Raw genomic sequence first — 21519 nt, 5'->3', positions numbered from 1 at the left:
GGTCAGGCCGCGGCTTCGGCGCCGCCCGTGTAGGCGCCTTGGCGGATGCGCGCGTCGCCGCGCGGCTGGTGGGTGATCTCGCCACGGGCGATGCGCTGGCGGTACTCGGCGAACCAGGAAAGGGCCGCCTTCTCGATGAACTCGTGCGCGTACCGGTCCACGGGCTCGATGCCGGCGGCGGTGAGTTCGTCGCGCGGGCAAGCACCGATCTTGGACACCAGCACGGCGTGGCAGTCGTTGATGGCGCTGACGATCGAGGGCAGCTGCTCGTCCTCGCCGAAGCCGCCCTGGCAGTACAGGTCCACGCGGCGGTGGCCGACGAAGGTGGCCTGCGCCTTGGAAACCTCGTAGATCTGGAACTCGGTGGCGTGGCCGAAGTGCTGGTTGACCTTGCCATGGCCCTCGGTGGCCACGGCGATGAGCACCTTCATGTCGGCATCGACGCCGTCGTCTCGGGCACTGGCGGCCAGCGCGGCCTCCTTGGCCTCGTGCTGGGCTTGGCGCTCGGCCTCCACCGACTGCTGGTAGGCGCGGCGCTTGTCGAGGTCGTAGACGATCTCCATCTGCTCGATCTTGTCGAGCGTGAACTCGTCGGAGCGGTCCTCGCCGAGCAGCCCCACGGCGTCGGCGCGGCACTGGCGGCAGTGGCGCATGAGATTGGCGCCGCCCATGCAGGCGTCCTGCACGGCCTTGAGTTCCTGCGCGCTGGGGCCGCGCTGGCCGTTGAGGCCGAAGTACGTGCCGTGCTCGGGCTCGGAGATCAGCGGCATGATGTTGTGCAGGAAGGCGCCGCGCTTCTTGACCTCGCGGTTGACCTCCAACAGGTGCTCGTCGTTGATGCCGGGGATGAGCACGGAGTTGATCTTGGTGAGCACGCCGCGCGCGGTGAGCATCTCCAGGCCCTTCATCTGCTGCTCGTGCAGGATGCGGGCGGCCTCATAGCCGGTGACGCGCTTGTGGTCCCAGAAGATCCAGGGGTAGATCTTCTCGCCCACGGCCGGATCGACCATGTTGATGGTGATCGTGACGTGGTCGATGTTGTACTTGCAGATCTCATCGACCATCTCCGGCAGCGCCAGGCCGTTGGTGGACAGGCACAGCTTGATGTCGGGGGCCTGCTCCGCGAGCATGCGGAAGGTGTCGAAGGTTTTCTTGGGGTTGGCCAGCGCGTCGCCGGGGCCGGCGATGCCCAGCACCGTCATCTGCGGAATCTCGCTGGCCACGGCCAGCACCTTCTTGACGGCCTGATCAGGCGTGAGCTTCTGGCTGACGACACCGGGGCGCGACTCGTTGGAGCAGTCGTACTTGCGATTGCAGTAGTTGCACTGGATGTTGCAGGCCGGGGCCACGGCCACGTGCATGCGGGCGTAGTGGTGATGGGCCTCTTCGGAGTAGCAGGGATGGTTCTTGATCTTGTCCCAGATCTCCGGGGGCATGTCCTCGGGGCCGGCGGAAGAGCCGCAGCTGGACTTGCCGGAACCACCGGTGCTGCCGCAACCGCTGGCGGCAGTCTCCTGGACCTCGCTGAGCGCCTTGCGGCCTTTCTTCAGTCCCTCGATCGAAATGAATGCGGTGCTGTCGGACATGACGGGCCTCTGGGATGCCGGAAAGTGAGCCTCCCATTGCCAGAGCCATGCCAACCCGCAAACACAATCAAATCAAAGGCTTAGCGCGTAGCGCGGATGTGAGCATTCGAACAATCGCGACAAGGTGCCGCGACGATGCCTGTTGATCTGGATCGAATGGCGTGCGCCCGGGATGCGCTAGGTGCGCGGGGCGGCGGCTGCGCCCGGCCGTCGTGGGCGGGGCAGAAAAAATCCGCCCGATGATCGTCGGATCACCGGGCGGGGAAAGCGCCGTTGGGCGCCAGGGAGGAAAGCGGGCGGGCCCGGCGGCTGGAACCGTCCGGCCGCGTGGCGGGCTGCAGGCCGTTGGGAGCTGGGTCGCTTCAGGACAGCCCGGGGCCTGCGATGCGCGCCATTAGAGGCCAAGTGCGCCCCGGAGTTGTGACAGCTTTGTCAAACATGGCCTTTATGTACGCGCGCCGCGGTGCTGCGCTGCCGGGCCCGCCTAGGATGCCGCCCCATCCTGGCCTCCCGGCCGGGCCTGTTTTGCCTGACCGTCCCTGCTTCTTCCCCATGCAACTGCAGATCCTCGTCGTCGACGACATCGCCGAGTCGCGCCGTTCGCTGTGCGACCTGGTGGTGACGCTGGGCCACGTGGCGGTGGGCGCCGACAGCGGCGAGGCGGCGCTGGCGCTGTTGCAGCACTGCCGCCCGGACCTGGTGCTGCTCGACCTGCTGATGCCCGACATGGACGGCTTCGAGGTCACGCGCCGCATGCGCGAGCTCGATGGCGGGCGCTGGATGCCGGTGATCGTGACCTCCTCGCTGCAGGGCGAGGAGCATTTCATCCACGCCCTGGAAAACGGCGCGGACGACTTCCTGGCGCGCCCGGTGAGCCCGGGCCTGCTGGAGGCCAAGCTGCGCCACTACGGCGACGTGCTGGCGCTGCAGGGCCAGCTCTCCTCGCTGGCGCAGCGCCAGAGCGACATCCTCGACAACATCCTCGACCCCGTGCTGACGCTGGACGCGGCCGGCCGCGTGGAGGAATTCAACCGCGCCGCGCGCACCCTGGCGGACCTGCGCGGCGAGCCGCTGGGCAACGGGGCACCGTGCAGCGCCCTCTTCGGCATGGAGCTCAACGCGCTGCTGGCGCAGCGCGAGTGCCGGCTGCGCCGCGTCGGCGGCGAGGAGTTCGAGGCCGAAGTGGGCCTGAGCGAATGGCGCGAGCACGGGCGCGTGCATTTCACGCTGGTGCTGCGCGACCTCACCGAGCAGCGCCAGGTCGAGCGCATGAAGGACGAGTTCCTGGCCACCGTCAGCCACGAGTTGCGCACGCCGCTGACCTCGGTGCTGGGCGCGCTGGGGCTGCTGGCCGGCGGCGCGGCCGGGGCGCTGCCCGCGCCGGCGCTGTCGCTGCTGGACGTGGCGCGGCGCAACGGCACGCGGCTGAGCCGGCTCATCGACGACATCCTGGACCTGACCAAGCTCGAAGGCGACCGCCTGGTGCTGCACCAGCGCCCGCAGCTGCTGGCGCCGCTGCTGCGCGAGGCGCTCACGGCCAACCAGGGCTATGCCGATCGCGCCGGCGTCAAGCTCGCCGCCGAGGGCCTGGACGCCGCGGCCGTGGAGGTGCGGCTCGATGCCGACCGCTTCCAGCAGGTGATGGCCAACCTGCTGTCCAACGCCATCAAGCATTCGCCCGCGGGCGAAACGGTGCAGGTGCAACTTTGGACCTCGCCACAGGGCACGCGCGTGACGGTGCGCGACCGCGGCCCGGGCATCGACCCACGCTTTCGTGCGCGCATGTTCGAGAAGTTCTCGCAGGCCGACGGTACCGATCGCCGCGCCCAGGGCGGCACGGGACTGGGCTTGTACATCACGCGCATGCTGGTGGAGCGCATGGGCGGGCGCATCGCCGCCGACGACGTGGACAGCGGGGCCTCGTTCAGCATCTGGTTCCCGGTGGACGAGGCCGCGCCGGTGCCGCATGGGTAGATAGACAGAGCAAGCAGGAGAGAGGCACGCGATGAGCGAGCTGCGCCGCGTGATGTGCGTCGAGGACGACGCCGACATCCGCATGATTCTGGAATTCAGCCTGACCACGGTGGGCGGCTACGACGTGTGCATGTGCCCCGGCGGGCGCAGCGCGTTGCAGCAGGCGCCGGTGTTCCGGCCCGACCTGGTGCTGCTGGACGTGATGATGCCCGACCTCAGTGGCCCCGAAACCCTGGCCGCGCTGCGCGGGATGCCATGCATGCGCGGCGTGCCGGTGGTGTTCATGACGGCCAAGGCCATGCCCGACGAGCTGGAGCAGTTGCTGCAGCACGGCGCCACGGGGTTGATCGTCAAGCCCTTCGACCCCATGACGCTGCCCAAGGACATCCTGCCGTACTGGGAGCACGGGCGGGGCCGCCATGTCCTTGCCTGATCCGTCCGAGGCGCCGCCGTCGGTACAGGCCGCGCTGGAGCGGCTGCGCGAGCGCTTCATGGCCGGATTGCCGCAGCGCTGGCGCGACATCCAGGAGGCCCGCGATGCCGCTGCCCAGGCCGCCGTGCTGCACCAGCTCGCCGGCGTGGCTGGCAGCTTTGGGCTGCATGCGCTGGGCCAGGCCGCGCGCGAGGGTGAGCGCGCCGCCGTGGCCGGCGACGCCGCGGCCCTGGCGCAGGCGCTGGAGCGGCTGCGGAGCTGCCTCATGGCCGCGGGTGTCACCCTGGCCTGAGCGTCACAATGTCACGTGCGCTCGCGATGGCGCCTGACCCTTCACCAATGCAGTAGCTCTTTACCCCATGGAACTGAACGGACGAGTCGAAGGCCACGACGTGCTGGTCATCGAACTGCGCGAGGACAACCTCGACGCCAGCAACGTGCGCGAGTTCCGCGACGCCGTGCAGTCCTTGATGCAGGACCGTACCCGCGTGGTGCTCGACATGGCGGGCGTGAAGTTCGTGGACAGCTCGGGCCTGGGCGCGCTCATCTCCTGCCTGCGCCAGCTCAACGGCCGCAAGGGCGACTTCAGGCTGTGCGAAATGTCGCGCACCGTGCGCGCGCTGTTCGAGCTCATGCGCATGCACCGCGTCTTCAACATCCACGAGACCCGCGCCGAAGCCGTCGCCTCCTTCGGCTGAGCGCGGCGCCGACGGCCGCCGGACGTGCGCTCCGGCGGCAGGCTGACCGGCCCGCGGCACTGCGCTTGCCCGCGACCCGCTCGGGTCACGCTGCCGAAAAGGAGAGGCTGTGGGCAATTCCAGTGACGAGAACGGGCTGGCCGTGCTGCACCTGCGCAGCCCCGGCGGCGCCGAAGCATCCGCGGGGCGCGAGGCGCCCCGCTTCACCGGGGCCGAGCTGCTGCCCGGGCGGGCCCTGATGGTCTGGCAGCTGCGCGCCGCGCTGCCGGGGCGCGGCGAGGTGGACCTGCTGCATGCGCCGCCGCTGGCGCAGGCGCGGGCCGCGCTCGATGCCGGGCCGCCCGGACGCAGCGGCAACAACTCGTTCAAGTACGGCGGCGCCTTCCTGCTGCCCTTCGCCAACCGCATCCGCGGCCGCTTTTCGGCCGCGGACCGCGCCCTGGACACCACCATCGCCGGCCAGGGGCGGCGCCTGTTCGCCAACGGGGGCGGCCAAGCCCCGGGGGCCGAGCAGTACGCGATCCACGGGCTGATCCTGGACCGCGCGGTGGACGAGCTGGAGCATGTGCCCGGTGCGGACGGCGACGCCGCGCGTGCCGTGATCCGCGCCGGGGACTTCGGCGGCTGCTGGCCTTCGGACACGGACGTCGAACTGCGGCTGCGGCTGAGCGCCACGGCCTTCGAGATCGACATCACCGCCACGAACGTGGGCGAGGAGGCGCAGCCGATGGGCATCGGCTGGCACCCCTATTTCGCGCTGCCCAGCGGGGCGCGCGAGCAGGCGCGGCTGTGCCTGCCGGCGCGCACGCGCCTGGAGGTGAACGACTACGACGAGGTGCTGCCCACCGGGCGGCTGCTGCCCGTGGCCGGCACGCCCTACGACTTCTCGGCGCCGGGCGGCGCGGCCCTGGGCGGGCTGTACCTGGACGACTGCTTCGTGGATTTGCGGAAGACCCCGGCGGGGGAGACCGTGGTGGAGCTCATCGATGCGCAGGCGGGCTATGGCCTGCGGGTGGCCTCGTCCTCGCCGGAGGTCAGCGCCATCCAGACCTTCGCGCCGCCCGATCGCGCCTTCGTGGTCCTGGAGCCGCAACTCAACTGGGCCGATCCCTTCGGGCCGCTGTGGAACGAGCCGCGGGGCAAGGGCATGGCATGGCTGGCGCCGGGCGAGTCCGTGGCGTACCGGGTTCGGCTGAGCCTGTTCCAGCCGGGCCCGCGCTGAGGCGGCGGGCGGCGCCGGAGGCTGCCTGGACCGCGTGAACTTTGCACTCGATGCGGGCAGCGCGAGCCCTGAGCCGCGGCGGCGGCCCGGCCGGCCTGGGCTATGTTCGCGGGTTGCCGGCCGCCGGCGTTCCCGCCGGCAGCCTCGCCGCCGCGTCGTCCTCGGGACGGTGCCGGGCCGCCGCCCTTCCCGTCCGATGAATCTCCAACGTCTTTCTGGCGCCTGCGTCGCGCTGTCGCTGAGCCTGTGCGCCGCGGCCTGCTCGGCCGGCACGGTGCTGGACCGCGTGAAGTCCACCGGCACGGTGCGCGTGTGCATCTGGCCCGATTACTACGGCATCACGTTCCGCGACCCGCGCAGCGACGTGCTCTCGGGCATCGACATCGAGCTCTCGGCCGAGTTTGCCCGCGCGCTGGGCGTGAAGCTGCAGTACGTCGAGTCCTCCTTCGAAAAGCTCGTCGACAACCTCGTGGGCGATCGCTGCGACGTGGCCATGCATGCCGTGGGCGTGACGCCGCAGCGCGCCAGGGAGCTGAAATTCTCCCAGCCGTACCTGCAAAGCGACATCTATGGCATCACCACCCGCACGCACCGCACGGTGCGCCAGTGGAGCGACATCGACCAGCCCGGGGTGAAGGTGGCGGTGCAGGCGGGCACCTTCATGGCGCCGGTGATGGCCGAGGCGCTCAAGCAGGCGCGGCTGGTCGTGATCAGCCCGCCGCGGACGCGCGAGCAGGAGCTCGAGTCCGGGCGCGTGGACGTGTTCATGACCGACTATCCCTACAGCCGCCGGCTGCTGGACAACGCCGACTGGGCGCGCCTGGTGGCGCCGCCGCTGCCCTGGCATCCGCTGCCCTACGCCTACGCCGCCAAGCCCGGCGACGAGGAGTGGCTGGCCGAGATCGACCGCTTCGTGGCCCAGATCAAGCGCGACGGGCGGCTGGTGGCCGCGGCGCGGCGCTATGGCCTGGGCGACATCGTGGTCGCCAGGTAAGCGCGCGTGCTCGTGTCCCCGCATTCCCTGCTCCCGCGCCGCGGCCGTTCGCGCACGGCCCGGCCGGTGCCGCTACCGCAGGCCGATGTTTCGGCCGCCGCCGACACGGAGGATGCCGCGACCGGCTGGCGCTTCCTGCCGGGCGGCGGCGGCGCCGAGCCCGCCTCCTGGGCGGCCTCGGCGCGCATGCTCAGCGCGCGGCGGCGCCAGTTGCGCGCGGCGGTGTGGCTGCTGTGCACGCTGGTGCTGGGCGTGGTCTTCGGGCTGTCCTTGTACGAACGCATCGAGTTCCGCCGCGGCGCCATGGTGCAGGCCGAGCTCTATGCCCGCGTCATCGAAGGCCACGCCACGCGCACCATCGGCAGCGTCAGCGGCACGCTGCGGGTGCTGTCGGAGTCCTCGCTGCTGCGCGCGTCCGGGTACGACGCGCATGCCGTGTCGCAGTTGTTGGGCGAGCAACTGACGGGGCAGCCCTCGCTGCGCAGCCTCTCGGTGGTGGACACGCAGGGCCGCATCCTCAGCAGCTCCACGGCCTCGGACCTGACGCGGCACGTCGATCTGCTGCGCCTGGTGCGCAGCGGCGCCACCGGCGCCACCGGCATGGCGCGCGAGTGGCTGGGCCCGCTGCTGCCCGTGCGCGATCTGGGTGATCTCAGCCTGAGCCAGCCCCTGACGCTGGGCGCGGTGGCCCTGCCGCTGGTGCGCCGCGTCGAGCGCGAGGACGGACGCGAGCTGTGGCTGGTGGCGCTGCTCAACGGCGACTACTTCGCCACCCAGCACGAGCTGGCCGTGGCGGATACCCCGCTGCGCCCGCTGGTGACGGACCTGCAGGGCCAGCTCATCAGCACCAACGAGCCCGAGCTGCGCCCGGGACAGTCGCTGGCGCAACTGCCGCCGTTCCGGCAGTGGCTGCCGCGGCGCGAGCATGGCAGCTACATCGACCAGGGCAGCGACGGCCACGTCGCCGTGGGCGCGTTCCGCACCTCGCGCCATTGGCCGCTGGTGGTGCTGGTGGAGCAGCCCTACGCGCAGCTGCGCCAGCAGTGGCTGGAGCGCGCCATGATCTTCGGCGCCGTGGGCGTGTGCGTGTGCCTGCTGCTGACGGTGCTGGGCCTGGTGGCCGAGCGCGGCATACGCCGCGAACGCGCGACGCAGCGCAAGCTGCTGGCCGCGCATGGCGAGATCGAGCGCAACCAGGAGCGCTTCCGCGCCACCTTCGAGCAGGCCGCCGTGGGCATGCTCGAACGCAGCCCCGAGGGACGGCTGCTGCGCGTGAACGCGGCGCTGTGCACGCTGCTGGGCTTCACCGAGGCCGAGATGCTGGCGCTCAACGCCGAGGCGCTGGTGCACCCGGACGACCATGCCGCGAGCCTGCTCAACATCCAGCGCCTGTTCAACGGCGAGATCGGCAGCCTCACGCAGGAGAAGCGCTACCGGCGCAAGGACGGGCGCTACGTGTGGGTGCGCCTGAACGCTTCGCTGGCGCGCGCGGCCGACGGCCAGCCCGCGTTCATGCTGGGCATCGTGGAGGACGTGTCGTCGCGGCGCCTGGCGCTCAAGGAGCTGGAGCGCGCGCGCCAGCGCGAGCTGCGCATCGGCGCGCGCATCCAGCAGACGCTGCTGGTGCAGTCGCCCGATCAGCGCGTGCCCGGGCTGTGGCTGAGCACCTTCAACCAGGCCTCGCAGGGCATCGACGGCGATTTCGTGGAGTTCCTGCCGCTGGGCGACCGCGGCATCGACATCGTCGTGGGCGACGTCATGGGCAAGGGCGTGAGCGCGGCGCTCATCGGCGCGGCCACCAAGATGCAGATCAGCCGCTGCCTGGCCGAGCTCATGGCCCGGCCCGAGCACCGCGACGAGCTGCCCTCGCCGGCGCAGATCGTGGGCGCGGTCAGCCGCGCGCTCACGCCCAACCTGCAGCAGCTCGAAGCCTTCGTGACGCTGTGCCACCTGCGCATCGACAGCCGCGCCGGCAAGCTGACCTGGGTGGGCTGCGGCCACGAGGAGCCCATGCTCGTGTCGGCCCAGGGCTCGCTGCGGCTGCTGTCCAACCAGCACCCGCCGCTGGGCGTGCTCGACGAGGACAGCTTCCAGCAGGACACCATCGACATCGGCGCCGAGGAGGCGCTGTTCATGTGCTCCGACGGCGCCGTGGACGCGCTGCTGCCCGACGGCAGCCGCATGGGGCGCGAGCAGATCACGGCCCTGGTGACGGAGCTGCTGCAGTTCGTGCGCACGCCCGCGGCGCTGCTGCACCTGGTGCGCCAGCGGCTGCACAGGCTGGGCGCGGTGTTCAAGGACGACCTCACCATGGCGCTGGCCATGCGCACGCTGGGCGAGCCGCTGCGCAGCCGGCGGGAGCTGCCGGCGGAGCTGGACGCGCTCCATCACGTGCGCGGGCTGGTGGAGTTCCGTGCGCGCCAGGCCGGGCTGGGCGAGGAGGAAACGTCGCTGTTCGTGGTGGCCTGCGTGGAGGCCTTCACCAACATCGTGCGCCATGGCTGCGGCCGGCCGAGCGACACGCCCATCGAGCTGGTCGTGCGCATCGAGGACGAGGCGCTGGTGGTGGAACTGGTGCACCTGGGCGAGGCCTTCGATGCGCCCGATCCGCTACCGCTGGGTGAGCTCGACCACTACCCCGAGGGCGGCTTCGGCATGTACATCATGCATTCGGCCACCGACAAGGTGGAGCACCTGCACGACCGCGGGCTCAACACCGTGCGGCTGACGCACCGGCGTCCACCCGGACCGTGCCGGCAGATCGCGCCGGAACCCGCGATGAAGCTTCGGCGCTAGCGCCCGACCCCGGCGCCGCGGCCGCCGGCGCAAGTGCAGGCGTCACAGTCTTGCAACGATTTATTACGTCCCCCCTTTCTACAGTGCCTGTCAGTGGCTGGCATGGCGCCGGCCTGTAGTTCCTGGCACAGCGACACGACTTGCGCAAGCCCACCGGCGCGCGTTGGCTGACCGCACCGTGCCGCCCCAGCCGGTGCCGCGCCGTTCCCACCCGTGAGTGCTCCCGTTCTCCTGTCCTCCGCCTGCGTGGCCGTGCCAGCGTCCGCGCCGGCAGCCGCGGCCGGGCCGGGCAAGGAAGCGCCGTCCAGGTGGCTGCGGGTGTCGTTCCGCGGCGCGCTGATCGGCTTCTTCGTCTGCCTGGTGCTGGCCCTGTGGGCCTGGGCCGTGATCGAGGCGGGCACGCAGGCGCAGGCCGCGATGGAGCGCGCCCGTTCGCGCATGGAGCACCTGGCGCGCAACTTTTCCGCGCACACCGAGTTCACGCTGGCGAGGGCCGACCAGGTGCTGCGCTTCGTGCGCCGCGAGTTCCAGCGCGAAGGAGCCCGGATCGACATTGCCGCCAGCCTGCGCCGCGGCGACCTGCCCGACGCGCAGAACCACCTGCTGACCGTGGTCGGCGCCGATGGGGAGGTGGTCGATGCCTCGCAGCCTTTCCAGCGCGTGAACCTGCGCGACCGCGAGCATTTCCGCGTGCATACCGAGGGCCGCGCCGACCGTCTGGTCATCAGCCGTCCCGTGGTCGGGCGCGTCTCGGGCAAGACCTCCATCCAGATCACCCGCCGCGTGGCCGACGATGACGGCCGCTTCGTGGGCGTGGTGGTGGCGTCGCTGGCGCCGGAGGTGTTCACGGGCTTCAGACGCACGCGCGAGGACGCCGGCGGCGGCGACGTGATGCTCGTGGGCTTCGATGGCCTGGTGCGCGCCCGCACGGCAGGCACCGAACACGAGATCGGCCACAGCATCGGCGGCAGCACGTTGATGGGCGAGGCGCTGCGCCAGAGCAGCGGCACCATGGTCGCGCGCTCACCCACCGATGGCCACGACCGGCTCTACGCCTTCCACACCCTGGACACCTACGGGCTGGTGGCCTTCAGCAGCCTGCGCATGGACTTGCTGGAGCGCGAGATCCAGGAGCGCCGGACGGAGCTGTTTGCCGTGGCGGCGCTGCTGTCGGCCGTGCTGCTGGCGTTCCTGGGGCTGCTGCTGCGTGCCGAGCGGCGGCGCCAGGCGCTGCTGGAGCGGCTGCATCGCAGCGAGCAGCAGGCGACCGCGGCCAACGAGATGCGGGGCCGCCTGCTGCGCAGCGTCTCGCACCAGCTGCGCACGCCGCTCAACGGGGTGCTGAACTACGCCGAGCTCATCCGCGACACCTCCACCGACCCGGAGGCGCGCGAGTTCGGCGCCGTCGTGCATCACAACGCCGAGCACCTGCGCGTGTTGCTGAGCACGCTCATGGAGCTGGCCCGCATCGAGTCCGGGCACCTGGGGCTGCAGCTGGAGCCGGTGGGGCTGCCTGCGCTGCTGCGGGAGCTGATTCGCGTGCACCAGCCCACCGCCGAGTGCCGCGGCCTGGTGCTGGAGCTGCACGTGGACGGTGATGCCGAGCAGACCATCGTCACCGACCGCGCGCGGCTGCTGCAGCTGCTCAACCACCTGGTGACCAATGCGCTGAAATTCACGGAGCGCGGCGTCGTGCGGGTCTCGCTCTCGGCTGAGGACGCCGGCGTGCAGATCCTGGTGGAGGACAGTGGCACCGGCATGGCACCGGCGCAGCTCGCCACCCTCTTCACGCGCTCGGCCACCGAGGCCGTGGTGGACGACGCGCTGGGCAGCCATGGCCCGGGCCTGGGGCTGCCGCTGGCGCGGGAGCTCACGGAGCTGCTGGGCGGCTCGCTGCACATCGAGTCGCAGCCCGGCCACGGCACGCGGGCCCGGTTGCGGCTGCCGCCCCGGCACGCGCCGGCTGCCGCGGCCTTCTGCGTCGGGCCGGCCGGCACGGGCGACACCGAGCCCTGAAGCTTTTGATGAACGCAGTACCCGCCGTCCTGGCGGTGAAAGACAAGGCAGTGTTGATGTCCGCCCCCTTTGACGAAACCGCGGCCTCCGTGGCCGGGCCAGGCCGCGCCTGGCTGCTGGTGGGAAACGCCGGTCATGCCGGGCAGCTCGCGGCGGAGCTGGCCGCCGAGGGCTGGGAGGTGGAGGTGTTGCCGAGCAGCGTGCAGCTGCTGCTGCTGCGCCTGTACTGCGAGGCGGCGCCGCCGGACGTGCTGGTGTGCAGCCTGGGCTTCCAAGACGGCGACGCGTTCCAGCTGATGCGGCTGCTCGCGGGTGATGCGCATGCGCCGGCGCTGTTCTTCTCCTCGCGCCAGCCGCGCGCCATGCTGCACAGCGCGCAGGCCATGGCGCGCGCTTGCGGCCTGCAAGTGGCGGGCTGGTTGCAACAGCCCACGGCCCAGGGAGAGGTTGCGCAGGCGCTGCGCGCGCACCGCCACGCGACCGCGTTTTCCGCGCGGGTGGAGGGGCCGGAGCCGACGGCGCGGCAGCTGCTCGCCCTGATCGAGCAGGGCCGGCTGCAGACCTGGTTGCAGCCACAACTGCGCATCGACGGCCGTGAGGTGGTGCGCGTGGAGGCGCTCATGCACGCCGAGGCCGAGGACGGCACGGTGCTGGCCGCGGCGAAGCTCGTGCCCGCGCTGCGGCGGCATCACCTGCTGGAGGCGGCCACGCTGGCGCAGGCGCGCCAAACCTGCGCGTTCCTGGCGCGGTGCCTGAAGGAGAAGCTGGCGCTGTGCGCCTCCATCAACGTGCCGCTGCACCTGCTCGCGAAGCCGGGCTTTTGCGCCGCGCTGCAGCAGATCGTGCGCGACAGCGGGATCGACCCGTCCGGCATCACCATCGAGATGGCCGAAAGCGATGCGGCCTCGGACCTGAGCGCGCTGATCGAGACCGTCTCGCGCTACCGGCTGCTGGGCTTCAGGCTGTGCATCGACGGCTTCGGCAGCGCGCACTCCAGCCTGCTGCAGTTGTCGCAGTTGCCGTTTTCGGAGATCAAGATCGACCGCTCGCTCATGGCCGGCCTCGATGCCGACACGGGCCGGCAGGCGCTCGTGGCCTGCTGTGCCGGCCTGGCGCACGGCCTGGGCCTGCGCGTGGCGGCCGAAGGCGTGGAGAGCGAGGCGGCGCTGCAAGCGGCCTGGGCGGCCGGCTGCACCGAGGTACAGGGTGCCCTGCTGGCGCCGCCCATGCCCATGGAGGCGCTGCGCCAGTGGTTGCGCGGGCAGCAGGTGGGGCCGGCGGCCGCCTGAGGCGGCTCAGCCGCGCCCGAAGCCGCGCGCCGTGCTTCGCAGCGTCGCGCCGCAGGAGGTGCGGTGCCCGTCGAAGGCCACCGGCAGCCCGCCGATGGTGAAGTTGGGATCGCCCTCGGCGATGACGCACACGCCGTGGCCCTTGACGGGGCAGGTGCAGCGGTCGCCCACCCGGGCCACGGGCAGGCCGTCCACGGTGAAGTGCCGGGCACTGACGGAGACGACCGCGCCGCCGTGGCTGGTCGGGTCGCCGAGTCGGATGACGTCCTTGCTCATGAAGGCTGCTTCTCCTTTCTGGTCCCGTTTCGTGCTCAACCCCGCGGGCGCGCGCCGCGCGGCCATGGCGTCTCGTGCCGGAGGTTCCGCGCCGCCGCGGTGGGCACGGGCGACTGCACGGTAGCAAGCGCGGAGGGCGGCGCGCACGGTTGCTTTCTCCTGGACCGCCCCGTCGTTTTGTCCTGCCCGGGCGTAGAGTGCCGGCATGGTCATGCATGAGCTCGTGTTTGCCGATTCCGAAGTGGCTGCCGTCGGGGCGCGTGGCGACGGCTTGTGCCTGCGGTTTTCAGCCGCGCATGTGCGCCGCCTGGCCCACCCGGCGGGCGCCGGTGGCGACGAGGGCTATGTGCCGGCGCTGGAGCTGCATTTCGACCGGGCGCGCTGGGAAGACGATGGCGGGCTGCTGGCGGCCTGCATCGGTCCACTGGCGCAGGTGCAATGGCGCGAGGAGGAAACCGGGCCGCGGCGCTCGCTGCCGCTGCCCTATGCCTCGGCCGGCGCCGTCGAGGCGCATTTCGAGTTCAGGAACGGCGAGCGCCTGGCGGTGCGCGCCGCCTCGGCCCATGTCGAGGCGCCGGACGGGCTGCGCTTTCTCGAATCCCTCGCCTGTTGAGAGGAGCCGCGCGGCTTCAGCCCCGGATGAGCCGCTCCAGCGCCTTGCCGTAGCGCTGCAGCAGTTGCTGCTCCTCGGTGCTGAACTCGCGCGGCTCGCGGTCCAGCACGCACAGCGTGCCCAGGGCGTGGCCGGCGGCATCCAGCAGCGGCACGGCCAGGTAGGCGCGCACATGCGGCTCGCCGGTGACCAGCGGGTTGTGGGCGAAGCGAGGGTCAAGCCGCGCGTCGCACACGCGCAGCAGGCGGCGCGCGGCCACGGCGTGGCTGCAGAAGGCGATGTCGCGCGGCGTCTGCGCAAGCGCCAGGCCCACGCGGGAGAGGAACCATTGGCGCTTGCGGTCCACCAGCGACACCGCGGCCATGGGTACCCGCAGCAGCGCCGCCACCGAGCGCGTGATCCGGTCGAAGCATTCGGCGGGCGGGGAGTCGAGCAGCCCGGTGCGCCACAGCGCGGCCAGGCGTTCGGCGTCGTCCGGGGGAATGGGCGGCATCAGGGCCCCGCCCGGTTCGACCAGTTCATCCATGGTGCGATTGTGACCCGTGGCGCCGCGGTGCAGCGATACTGGTTGCTTGCTCAACTGCATGGGCCTGAGGGCTGGGGTGCGGGCTGACGCGGCGGCCTCAGGCCGGGAGCTCGATGCGCTCGAAGCGGTAGCCCACCCCGTACACCGGCACGAGCTTCCAGCCCTTGCTGCCGTCCAGGCCGAGCTTCTTGCGCAGGCGGCTGATGTGGGTGTCCACGGTGCGGGTATCGACCTCGGCGTTGAGGCCCCAGATCTTGTTGAGCAGGTGATCGCGCGACAGCAGCTTGCCGGGGTTCTGGAACAGGTAGGCGCTGAGGTCGAATTCCTTCTGCGTCAGCACCACGGGATGGCCGTCGATGGACAGGCGCTGGCGCTGGATGTCGATCTCGAAGGCCCCCAGGCGCAGCACCGGCAGCGCGTTGGCGCGCACGCGCCGGCCCAGCGCCGCCACGCGCGCCAGCAGCTCCGCGGGCTTGGGCGGCTTGACGACGTAGTCGTCCGCGCCGGCCTGCAGCGCCTCCACCACCGTTTCCTCGTCGTCGCGCGCGGTCAGCACGAGGATGGGCGTTTCCCAGCCCAGGTTGCCGCGGGCCCATTGCAGCAGGTCCGCGCCGGTGCCGTCGGGCAGCATCCAGTCGATGAGCAGCATGTCGAAGCGTTCGCGCTTGAGCGCTTCGATGTACTGCGCCACGGTGCCGTAAGCGGCGACGCTGTGTTGCGCGCTCTCCAACCACAGGCGCAAGAGATCCTGCTGGTCGGGGTCGTCTTCTGCGATGCCGATGTGCATGGAATGTGCGGAACTTCTCGGATAGGAACGAAGCAGGATAGCGCACGCGCCTGAAGCCTCTCAGGCTGATTCCAGACGCCTACCGGTAGCTTTGCCGACTTCGGCGCCCTGCCGCCGTCACGCGCCGCAGGAGCGTGTTTCCGCAATACAGGACCACATACAAGGTTTCATCAAAACCAATCACCTTCCTCTCCGGACGCGACGGGCCCATGCAAGGAAACACAAGAGCGATCCAGGAAAAGGCAGGCCCTGGACCTTGGCGAACTGAGGCATCGCCATTCAGGGTCCGTTGGGATGGGCGGCAGTTACGTGTATGTTGTAATTCGTCTCGGCCGGGGTCCCAGCCGCGGTGTGTCAGGGCCGGCGCACGGCCAGCAGGCGCCGCGACCAGTACGGCGTGCTGAAGCGCTCCAGGCGCACTTGGCCGCCGGTCGAGGGGGCGTGCACGAAGCGGTCGTTGCCGACGAATATCCCGGCGTGCGTGACCGTGCGCGAGGCGCCGAAGAGCACCAGGTCGCCGCTGCGCAGTTCTTCCAGCGGCACGTCGCCGCCCCAGTTCCGCAGCCCGGCGGTGGAGCGTGGAGAGATCACGCCGGCGGCGCGGTGGTAAACGTGGGCGATGAGCCCGCTGCAGTCGAAGCCCGACTCCGGCGTATTGCCACCGTAACGGTACGGCGTGCCGACCAAGCCGAGCGCGTACACCGTGGCGTCGCGCGCCTGGTCGGCACTGAGCCTGGAGCTGCCTCCCGAGGGCAGCAGCACGCGCGGCGTGCCGGGCGCGGTCCTGGCAGTGGAAGAGGACGAAGGCGTGGTGGCGCAGCCCTGCAGCAGCGCGGCCGCCACGGCCACCACGATCAGTACGGGAGCGGATGAAGCAGGCATGCGGACCATTGTCCCGGCACGTCCGGGCGCAGGCAACGCGGCCGGCCGCTGCGTCGATGTGCGGGCAACCGTCGAGGCACGGCCTTCAGTTCCTGAAGTTCTGCGTCACCATCAGCCCGCGGCGTCCGCCGTCGAGGATGCCGATGCCCACGCGTCCGAAGCCCGGCCGCAAGATGTTGGCGCGGTGGCCGGGCGAGTTCATCAACCCGCGGTGGGCCAGCTCCAGCGTCGGCGCCAGCGCCAGGTTCTCCCCGGCCAGCAGGAAGCGCAGCCCATCGCGGCGCATGCGGTCGAACGGATCGGCGCCTTCGGGCGCGATGTGCGAGAAGTAGCCGCGGGCGAACATGTCGCGCGAGTGGGCCCGCGCCACCTTGGCGGCTTCCGGGTCGGCACGCAGCGGGCGCAGGCCCTCCTTCTCACGCTCCCGGTTCACCAGTTCCAGCATGCGCGCCTCCAGCTCGGGTCGCGGGCGCGGATCGCTCACCCGGAACGACAGCTCGATGCGCTCGTCCGATTCCGGCCGCACCGTCAGCAGGTTGAAGGTGCGGCCGGCGGCCTCGTCGAAGACCGGTCCCAGCTTGGCCTCCACCCATTGCGCCGGCACGGCCAGCCGCTGCGCCAAGCGGCTGTCACGCGCCGCCATGCCCAGGTCGCCAGGCAGCGGCAGGGCCAGGAGCAGCAGCACGGCCAGCGTGGCGTCGATCAGCCCGTTGGCCAGCCCCGGCAGCAGGCCCAGGGCGCGATTCAGCTTGTGCGTATGCGCCTGCCCCGGCAAGGCCCGAGCCCGATGCAGCAGCAGCCAGCCCAGCAGCAGCCGCACCCCCACGAACAGCAGCACGAAGGCCAGCGGCCGCGCCCACACCTCGTCCAGCGTCGGCTGCAGCAGCGGCGCCGCACGTGCGTAGCCCCACAGTGCCGCCGCCAGCGCCGCGCTCAGGGCCACCAGTTCCAGCGCGGCGAAGATGAAGCCGCGGCGCCAGCCGCCCCACGCACCTAGCAGCACGATCAGCCCCAGCAGGACATCGACGAGGTTCAGGGCCGGCATGGTGCGTTCAGGGAGACTGCGGCAAGGCTTGCGCCGCGCTGGCAGGCACCGTGCCCGCGGCGGGCCAGGGCCATGCTGGGCATAAGGCTTGCCGCGCCTGAGACTCGCCACCGCCCAGCCGGGCGGCCTGAGTTCCCGCCCTGACGGAGAAGCATCCCGTGGATTTCGGCTATCCCCGACCGCAGCTGCAGCGCAAGCAATGGCAATCCCTCAACGGCCCATGGCGCTTCTGCTGGGATGACGAGGGCCGCTATGCCTCGCCGGCCGACATCAGCGACTGGCCGATGCAAATCCAGGTGCCGTACCCGCCGGAGTCCGCGGCCAGCGGCATCGGCGACCGCGGCTTTCACAAGTGCTGCTGGTACGAGCGCGAGGTGAACGTCGCGCCCGGCAACGATCGCGTGATCCTGCGTTTCGGCGCCGTGGACTACCAGGCCCGCGTCTGGGTCAACGGCCGCCTGGCCGCCATGCACGAGGGGGGCCACACGCCCTTCTGGGCCGACATCACGCGCATGCTCGCTCCCGACGGCCGCCAGCGCATCACGGTGCAGGTCATCGACGACCCGCACGAGCTCACCAAGCCGCGTGGCAAGCAGGACTGGCAGCTGGAGCCGCACTCCATCTGGTACCCGCGCACCACCGGCATCTGGCAGACGGTGTGGATCGAGCGCGTGGGGCGCGTTTACATCGACAAGATCCGCTGGACCCCGAAGGTCGAGGGCTACATGATCGGCTTCGAGGCGCGCATCGCCGGCAACGAGCTCGGGGACGACCTCTCGGTCGAGGTCGAGCTCCGCCATGGCGAGCGGCTGCTGGCGCGCGACCGCTACCGCGTGGTGCAGCACGAGGTGGACCGCTTCGTGGTGCTGTCGGACCCCGGCATCGACGACTACCGCAACGAACTGCTGTGGAGTCCCGAGCGGCCCACGCTCATCGACGCGCGCATCCGGCTGCTCGACGGCGAGACGGTGCTCGACGAGTTCACGTCCTACACCGCGCTGCGCACCGTCACGATCCTGCGCGACCGTTTCATGCTCAACGGCCGCCCCTACAACCTGCGCCTGGTGCTGGACCAGGGCTACTGGCCCGACACGCTGCTGGCCGCGCCCGACGACGCGGCGCTCAGGCGCGACGTGGAGCTGGCCAAGGCCATGGGCTTCAACGGCGTGCGCAAGCACCAGAAGATCGAGGACCCGCGCTACCTGTACTGGGCCGACCGGCTGGGGCTGCTGGTGTGGGAGGAAATGCCCTCGCCCTACCGCTTCACGCGCACCGCCATCAGGCGGCTCATCCGCGAGTGGACGGAGGCGATCGAGCGCGACTACAGCCACCCCTGCGTCATCGTGTGGGTGCCCTTCAACGAGAGCTGGGGCGTGCCCGACCTCACCGCCGTGCGCGAGCACCGCCACGCGGTGGAGGCGCTCTACCACCTGACCAAGACGCTCGACGCCACGCGCCCGGTGATCGGCAACGACGGCTGGGAATCGAGCGCCACGGACATCATCGGCATCCACGACTACGACGCCAATCTCGACCACATCCGCCAGCGCTACGGCGGCGAGAACAAGACCGACCAGCTCTTCGACCGGCGCCGTCCCGGCGGGCGCATCCTCACGCTGGACGGCTACCCGCACCGTGGCCAGCCCATCATGCTCACCGAGTTCGGCGGCATCCGCTTCATCAAGAAGCCCGAAGCCGGCGTGACCTCCACCTGGGGCTACAGCTCGGCCATGGACGAGGAGACCTTCGCGCGCCAGTACGAGGCGCTGCTGCACACCATCATCCACACGGCGCTGTTCAGCGGCTTCTGCTACACGCAGTTCGCCGACACCTTCCAGGAAGCCAACGGGCTGCTGACGGCCGACCGCACGCCCAAGATCCCGCTGGAGCGCATCGCGGCCGCGACGAAGATCTCCGCCACCCACATCCCCGGCGTCGTCTGAGCGCCGCAACCGCCCCGGAGCGCCGAAGTCCATGTACAGCCGAGAACTCCTCAAGCCCGATGGCCGGCGGCTGACGCTGTACGCGCAGGCGCCGCTGGAAGGCGACATCGCCGCGCCCAGCCCCTTCGCCGAACCGCTGGCGGGCACGCCGCACCTGCGCTGGCACCCGCTGCGCGGCGAGTGGGTGACCTATGCCGCATACCGCCAGGGCCGCACCTTCCTGCCGCCGCCCGAGTACAACCCGCTGGCCGTCACCGTCGATCCCGCCAACCCGACCGAGCTGCCGGATGCGCCCTGGGACGTGGCCGTGTTCGACAACCGCTTCCCCTCGCTGGCACCGGTGCATCCGGGCGCGGCCGAGGCGCCGCCGCTGATCGTGCCCAGCGCGCCGGCGTCCGGGCAGTGTGAGGTGGTCGTGTTCGCCAAGGACCCCAAGGGCTCGCTGGGTGCCCTGCCGCTGCCGCACATCGAGCTGCTGCTGCAGGTGTGGGGCGACCGCACGCGCGTGGTGGGCCAGCGCCAGGGCATCGCCTACGTGTTGCCCTTCGAGAACCGCGGCGCCGAGGTGGGCGTGACGCTGCACCACCCGCACGGCCAGATTTACGCTTATCCGGTGCTGCCGCCGGTGCCCGCGCGCATGCAGCAGCAGGCGCTGGCGCACTGGGAGGAGCGCGGCCAAGGCTTGTTGGCCGCGCACATCCAGGCCGAGCTGCAGGACGGCCTGCGCATCCTCTACCAGGGGCCGCACGCCACGGCCTTCGTGCCGGTGTGCGCGCGCTATCCCTACGAGGTGTGGATCGCGCCCATCGAGCCGGTGCGCGATTTCACCCGGCTGTCGGACGCGCAGCGCGCCGATCTCGCGCGCGCTCTCAAGACCGTGCTGCTGAAGTACGACGGCCTGTGGCAGCGGCCCTTCCCGTACCTGATGGCGTGGTACCAGGCGCCCACCGACGGCGAACCCCATCCCGAATGGCACCTGCATGCGCAGATCTACCCGCCCTACCGCACGCGCGAGCGCCTGAAGTACCTGGCCGGCACCGAGATCGCCGCCGGCTTCTTCGCCATGGACGCGCTGCCGGAGGACAAGGCGGCGGAGCTGCAACAGGTGGAAGCGAGGTTCTGATGACCACTTTCCAAGACGTCTTCGGCAGCCGGCCCGAGGTCTACGCGCGCGCGCCGGGCCGCGTGAACCTGCTGGGCGAGCACACCGACTACAACGAAGGCTTCGTGCTGCCCATCGCCATCCCGCAGAGCACGCGCGTGGCGATGCGGCGCAGCCCCGGCGCCAAGAGCCGGGTGCATGCCGTGGCCTATGGCCGCACGGTGGAGTTCGCGCCCGGCACGGACGCGCCCATGGGCCAGGACAACCCCTTTGCGCGCTACGTCAGCGGCACGCTGATCGAGATCGCGCACGAGGGTTTCCAAGTGCCGGCGCTGGACATCCTGGTGGTATCGGACGTACCCATCGGAGTGGGCCTGTCCTCCAGCGCGGCGCTGGAGGTGGCGGTGTTGCGCGCGCTGCGCGAGCTGCTGGAGCTGGACCTGGACGACGTGCGCATCGCGCAGGTGGCGCAGCGGGCGGAGATCGAGCATGCCGGCGTGCGCTGCGGAATCATGGACCAGATGGCCTCCAGCCTGGCCGACACGCGCAGCGCGCTGTTCCTGGACACGCGCACGCTGCGCCGCCAGCTGGTGCCGCTGCCCGAAGGCAGCTCGGTGCTGGTGATGGACTCGGGCGTGGCCCGCTCGCTGGCCACCAGCGGGTACAACCAGCGCCGGGCCGAGTGCGAGGCCGCCGCCGCCGCGCTGGGCGTGCCGGCGCTGCGCGACGTGGAGTACGTCTCGGCCGTGGAGCAACTCGGCGACGAGACGCTGCGCCGCCGCGCGCGGCATGTGGTGAGCGAGAACCAGCGCGTGCTGTCAGCCGCGGCAGGCTGCGACGCGCGGGGTTTCGGCACGCTGATGAACGCCTCGCACGCGAGCCTGCGTGACGACTACGAGGTCTCGGTCCCTGAAGTGGACCGCCTGGTGGAGCTGTTGCAACAGCACCCGGCCGTGTTCGGCGCGCGCATGACCGGAGCGGGTTGGGGCGGCGCCTGCGTGGCGCTGTGCCAAGCCGGGATGCAGGAAGACGTGGCGCGTGCGGTGCTGCCGGCCTACGCGGCGGGCGGTGGCCACGGGCGGGCGCTGGTGCCGGAACTCGAAGACGAGGGCGAGGGCTGACAAGAAACGCCATCCCGTAGCCGCGGGCGCCTGACCTGGTGCCCCAATTTCCACAAAGGTTTCAGCGCGCATGGATTCCGGCTTTCGCCGGGATGACGGCAGTTTTTCCGAGGCCCGCGAGGATTTCAGGCCCGCAAGGCAAAACGCCCCGACCAGGGGATGGTCGGGGCGTTTGGCGGGGATATTAGCCTGACGATGTCCTACTTTCACACGGGA

Annotated in this window: 19 protein-coding genes; 13 read left to right on the top strand and 6 right to left on the bottom strand. The window is 71.0% G+C overall.

Annotated features, from left to right (window positions below; translation table 11 throughout):
• Positions 1-2: 2 nt before the first annotated feature.
• Positions 3-1586, bottom strand: coding sequence for a nitrogenase cofactor biosynthesis protein NifB (nifB, locus tag Q0741_RS24095; RefSeq protein ID WP_298235736.1), 1584 nt, complete (start codon positions 1584-1586; stop codon positions 3-5).
• 552 nt (positions 1587-2138) lie between these two features.
• Here nifB and Q0741_RS24090 point away from each other — a divergent pair.
• The 9 genes from Q0741_RS24090 to Q0741_RS24050 all read left to right on the top strand — a co-directional run bounded on the left by Q0741_RS24090 (position 2139) and on the right by Q0741_RS24050 (position 13008).
• Positions 2139-3560 (top strand): ATP-binding protein, encoded by a 1422-nt coding sequence (locus tag Q0741_RS24090; protein WP_298235735.1) that lies wholly within the window; start codon positions 2139-2141, stop codon positions 3558-3560.
• A 31-nt stretch (positions 3561-3591) separates the two neighbouring features.
• The gene (locus tag Q0741_RS24085) at positions 3592-3993 is read left to right on the top strand and encodes a response regulator (RefSeq protein ID WP_298235734.1); all 402 of its coding nucleotides are present in this window, start codon (positions 3592-3594) and stop codon (positions 3991-3993) included.
• On the top strand, positions 3980-4285 hold the full coding sequence (locus Q0741_RS24080) for an Hpt domain-containing protein (RefSeq protein ID WP_298235733.1): 306 nt from the start codon (positions 3980-3982) through the stop codon (positions 4283-4285). Before Q0741_RS24085 ends, Q0741_RS24080 begins: the two co-directional genes overlap by 14 nt.
• A 67-nt stretch (positions 4286-4352) precedes the next feature.
• On the top strand, positions 4353-4691 hold the full coding sequence (locus Q0741_RS24075; RefSeq protein WP_298235732.1) for an STAS domain-containing protein: 339 nt from the start codon (positions 4353-4355) through the stop codon (positions 4689-4691).
• A 109-nt stretch (positions 4692-4800) separates the two neighbouring features.
• On the top strand, positions 4801-5913 hold the full coding sequence (locus Q0741_RS24070) for an aldose 1-epimerase (RefSeq protein WP_298235731.1): 1113 nt from the start codon (positions 4801-4803) through the stop codon (positions 5911-5913).
• A gap of 196 nt (positions 5914-6109) precedes the next feature.
• The gene (locus tag Q0741_RS24065; RefSeq protein ID WP_298235730.1) at positions 6110-6907 is read left to right on the top strand and encodes an ABC transporter substrate-binding protein; all 798 of its coding nucleotides are present in this window, start codon (positions 6110-6112) and stop codon (positions 6905-6907) included.
• A 12-nt stretch (positions 6908-6919) separates the two neighbouring features.
• Positions 6920-9703, top strand: coding sequence for a SpoIIE family protein phosphatase (locus Q0741_RS24060; protein ID WP_298235729.1), 2784 nt, complete (start codon positions 6920-6922; stop codon positions 9701-9703).
• A gap of 213 nt (positions 9704-9916) precedes the next feature.
• Positions 9917-11719, top strand: a complete 1803-nt coding sequence (locus Q0741_RS24055) for an ATP-binding protein (RefSeq protein ID WP_298235728.1) — start codon at positions 9917-9919, stop codon at positions 11717-11719.
• Positions 11720-11775: 56 nt separating this feature from the next.
• A complete protein-coding gene (locus tag Q0741_RS24050; RefSeq protein WP_298235727.1) occupies positions 11776-13008 on the top strand; it encodes an EAL domain-containing response regulator in 1233 nt (410 codons plus the stop codon).
• 6 nt (positions 13009-13014) lie between these two features.
• Here the strand turns inward: Q0741_RS24050 and Q0741_RS24045 are convergent, their stop codons facing one another.
• Positions 13015-13284, bottom strand: coding sequence for a PAAR domain-containing protein (locus Q0741_RS24045; RefSeq protein WP_298235726.1), 270 nt, complete (start codon positions 13282-13284; stop codon positions 13015-13017).
• A 211-nt stretch (positions 13285-13495) separates the two neighbouring features.
• On the opposite strand from Q0741_RS24045, the gene Q0741_RS24040 reads away from it, so the two are divergent.
• Positions 13496-13897 (top strand): hypothetical protein, encoded by a 402-nt coding sequence (locus Q0741_RS24040; protein WP_298235725.1) that lies wholly within the window; start codon positions 13496-13498, stop codon positions 13895-13897.
• A 16-nt stretch (positions 13898-13913) separates the two neighbouring features.
• Here the strand turns inward: Q0741_RS24040 and Q0741_RS24035 are convergent, their stop codons facing one another.
• From Q0741_RS24035 to Q0741_RS24020, 4 genes are all read right to left on the bottom strand, one after another.
• Entirely contained in the window at positions 13914-14423 is a 510-nt protein-coding gene (locus tag Q0741_RS24035) for a GAF domain-containing protein (RefSeq protein WP_298235724.1), read from the bottom strand.
• Between the two features lie 97 nt (positions 14424-14520).
• Complete coding sequence (locus Q0741_RS24030) at positions 14521-15210, bottom strand: response regulator transcription factor (RefSeq protein WP_298235723.1); 690 nt, start codon at positions 15208-15210, stop codon at positions 14521-14523.
• A 354-nt stretch (positions 15211-15564) separates the two neighbouring features.
• The gene (locus Q0741_RS24025; RefSeq protein ID WP_298235722.1) at positions 15565-16092 is read right to left on the bottom strand and encodes a C40 family peptidase; all 528 of its coding nucleotides are present in this window, start codon (positions 16090-16092) and stop codon (positions 15565-15567) included.
• Between the two features lie 85 nt (positions 16093-16177).
• Positions 16178-17137: a CvpA family protein gene (locus Q0741_RS24020; protein WP_298235721.1), complete on the bottom strand. Its 960-nt coding sequence runs from the start codon at positions 17135-17137 to the stop codon at positions 16178-16180.
• A gap of 158 nt (positions 17138-17295) precedes the next feature.
• Here Q0741_RS24020 and Q0741_RS24015 point away from each other — a divergent pair, with 158 nt between their 5' ends.
• From Q0741_RS24015 to galK, 3 genes are read left to right on the top strand one after another with little or no spacing between them, the layout of a single operon-like run.
• A complete protein-coding gene (locus tag Q0741_RS24015) occupies positions 17296-19080 on the top strand; it encodes a glycoside hydrolase family 2 protein (protein ID WP_298235720.1) in 1785 nt (594 codons plus the stop codon).
• Positions 19081-19111: 31 nt separating this feature from the next.
• Positions 19112-20203 (top strand): galactose-1-phosphate uridylyltransferase, encoded by a 1092-nt coding sequence (gene galT / locus Q0741_RS24010; protein ID WP_298235719.1) that lies wholly within the window; start codon positions 19112-19114, stop codon positions 20201-20203.
• The gene (galK, locus tag Q0741_RS24005; protein ID WP_298235718.1) at positions 20203-21303 is read left to right on the top strand and encodes a galactokinase; all 1101 of its coding nucleotides are present in this window, start codon (positions 20203-20205) and stop codon (positions 21301-21303) included. Before galT ends, galK begins: the two co-directional genes overlap by 1 nt.
• Positions 21304-21519 lie beyond the last annotated feature (216 nt).

It is taken from the genome of uncultured Azohydromonas sp. (assembly GCF_937926365.1).
Taxonomy (GTDB): Bacteria; Pseudomonadota; Gammaproteobacteria; order Burkholderiales; family Burkholderiaceae_C; genus Azohydromonas.
This window is presented reverse-complemented; position numbering and strand designations above follow the sequence as displayed.

Excerpts from the sequence above, each read along its gene's own strand:
- Q0741_RS24020 (WP_298235721.1), bottom strand. The coding sequence starts at position 17,137 with ATGCCGGCCCTGAACCTCGTCGATGTCCTGCTGGGGCTGATCGTGCTG.
- Q0741_RS24035 (WP_298235724.1), bottom strand. The coding sequence starts at position 14,423 with ATGGATGAACTGGTCGAACCGGGCGGGGCCCTGATGCCGCCCATTCCC.
- Q0741_RS24090 (WP_298235735.1), top strand. The coding sequence starts at position 2,139 with ATGCAACTGCAGATCCTCGTCGTCGACGACATCGCCGAGTCGCGCCGT.
- Q0741_RS24065 (WP_298235730.1), top strand. The coding sequence starts at position 6,110 with ATGAATCTCCAACGTCTTTCTGGCGCCTGCGTCGCGCTGTCGCTGAGC.
- Q0741_RS24085 (WP_298235734.1), top strand. The coding sequence starts at position 3,592 with ATGAGCGAGCTGCGCCGCGTGATGTGCGTCGAGGACGACGCCGACATC.
- nifB (WP_298235736.1), bottom strand. The coding sequence starts at position 1,586 with ATGTCCGACAGCACCGCATTCATTTCGATCGAGGGACTGAAGAAAGGC.
- Q0741_RS24030 (WP_298235723.1), bottom strand. The coding sequence starts at position 15,210 with ATGCACATCGGCATCGCAGAAGACGACCCCGACCAGCAGGATCTCTTG.
- Q0741_RS24050 (WP_298235727.1), top strand. The coding sequence starts at position 11,776 with ATGTCCGCCCCCTTTGACGAAACCGCGGCCTCCGTGGCCGGGCCAGGC.
- galK (WP_298235718.1), top strand. The coding sequence starts at position 20,203 with ATGACCACTTTCCAAGACGTCTTCGGCAGCCGGCCCGAGGTCTACGCG.
- Q0741_RS24040 (WP_298235725.1), top strand. The coding sequence starts at position 13,496 with ATGCATGAGCTCGTGTTTGCCGATTCCGAAGTGGCTGCCGTCGGGGCG.
- Q0741_RS24045 (WP_298235726.1), bottom strand. The coding sequence starts at position 13,284 with ATGAGCAAGGACGTCATCCGACTCGGCGACCCGACCAGCCACGGCGGC.
- Q0741_RS24025 (WP_298235722.1), bottom strand. The coding sequence starts at position 16,092 with ATGCCTGCTTCATCCGCTCCCGTACTGATCGTGGTGGCCGTGGCGGCC.
- galT (WP_298235719.1), top strand. The coding sequence starts at position 19,112 with ATGTACAGCCGAGAACTCCTCAAGCCCGATGGCCGGCGGCTGACGCTG.
- Q0741_RS24075 (WP_298235732.1), top strand. The coding sequence starts at position 4,353 with ATGGAACTGAACGGACGAGTCGAAGGCCACGACGTGCTGGTCATCGAA.
- Q0741_RS24080 (WP_298235733.1), top strand. The coding sequence starts at position 3,980 with ATGTCCTTGCCTGATCCGTCCGAGGCGCCGCCGTCGGTACAGGCCGCG.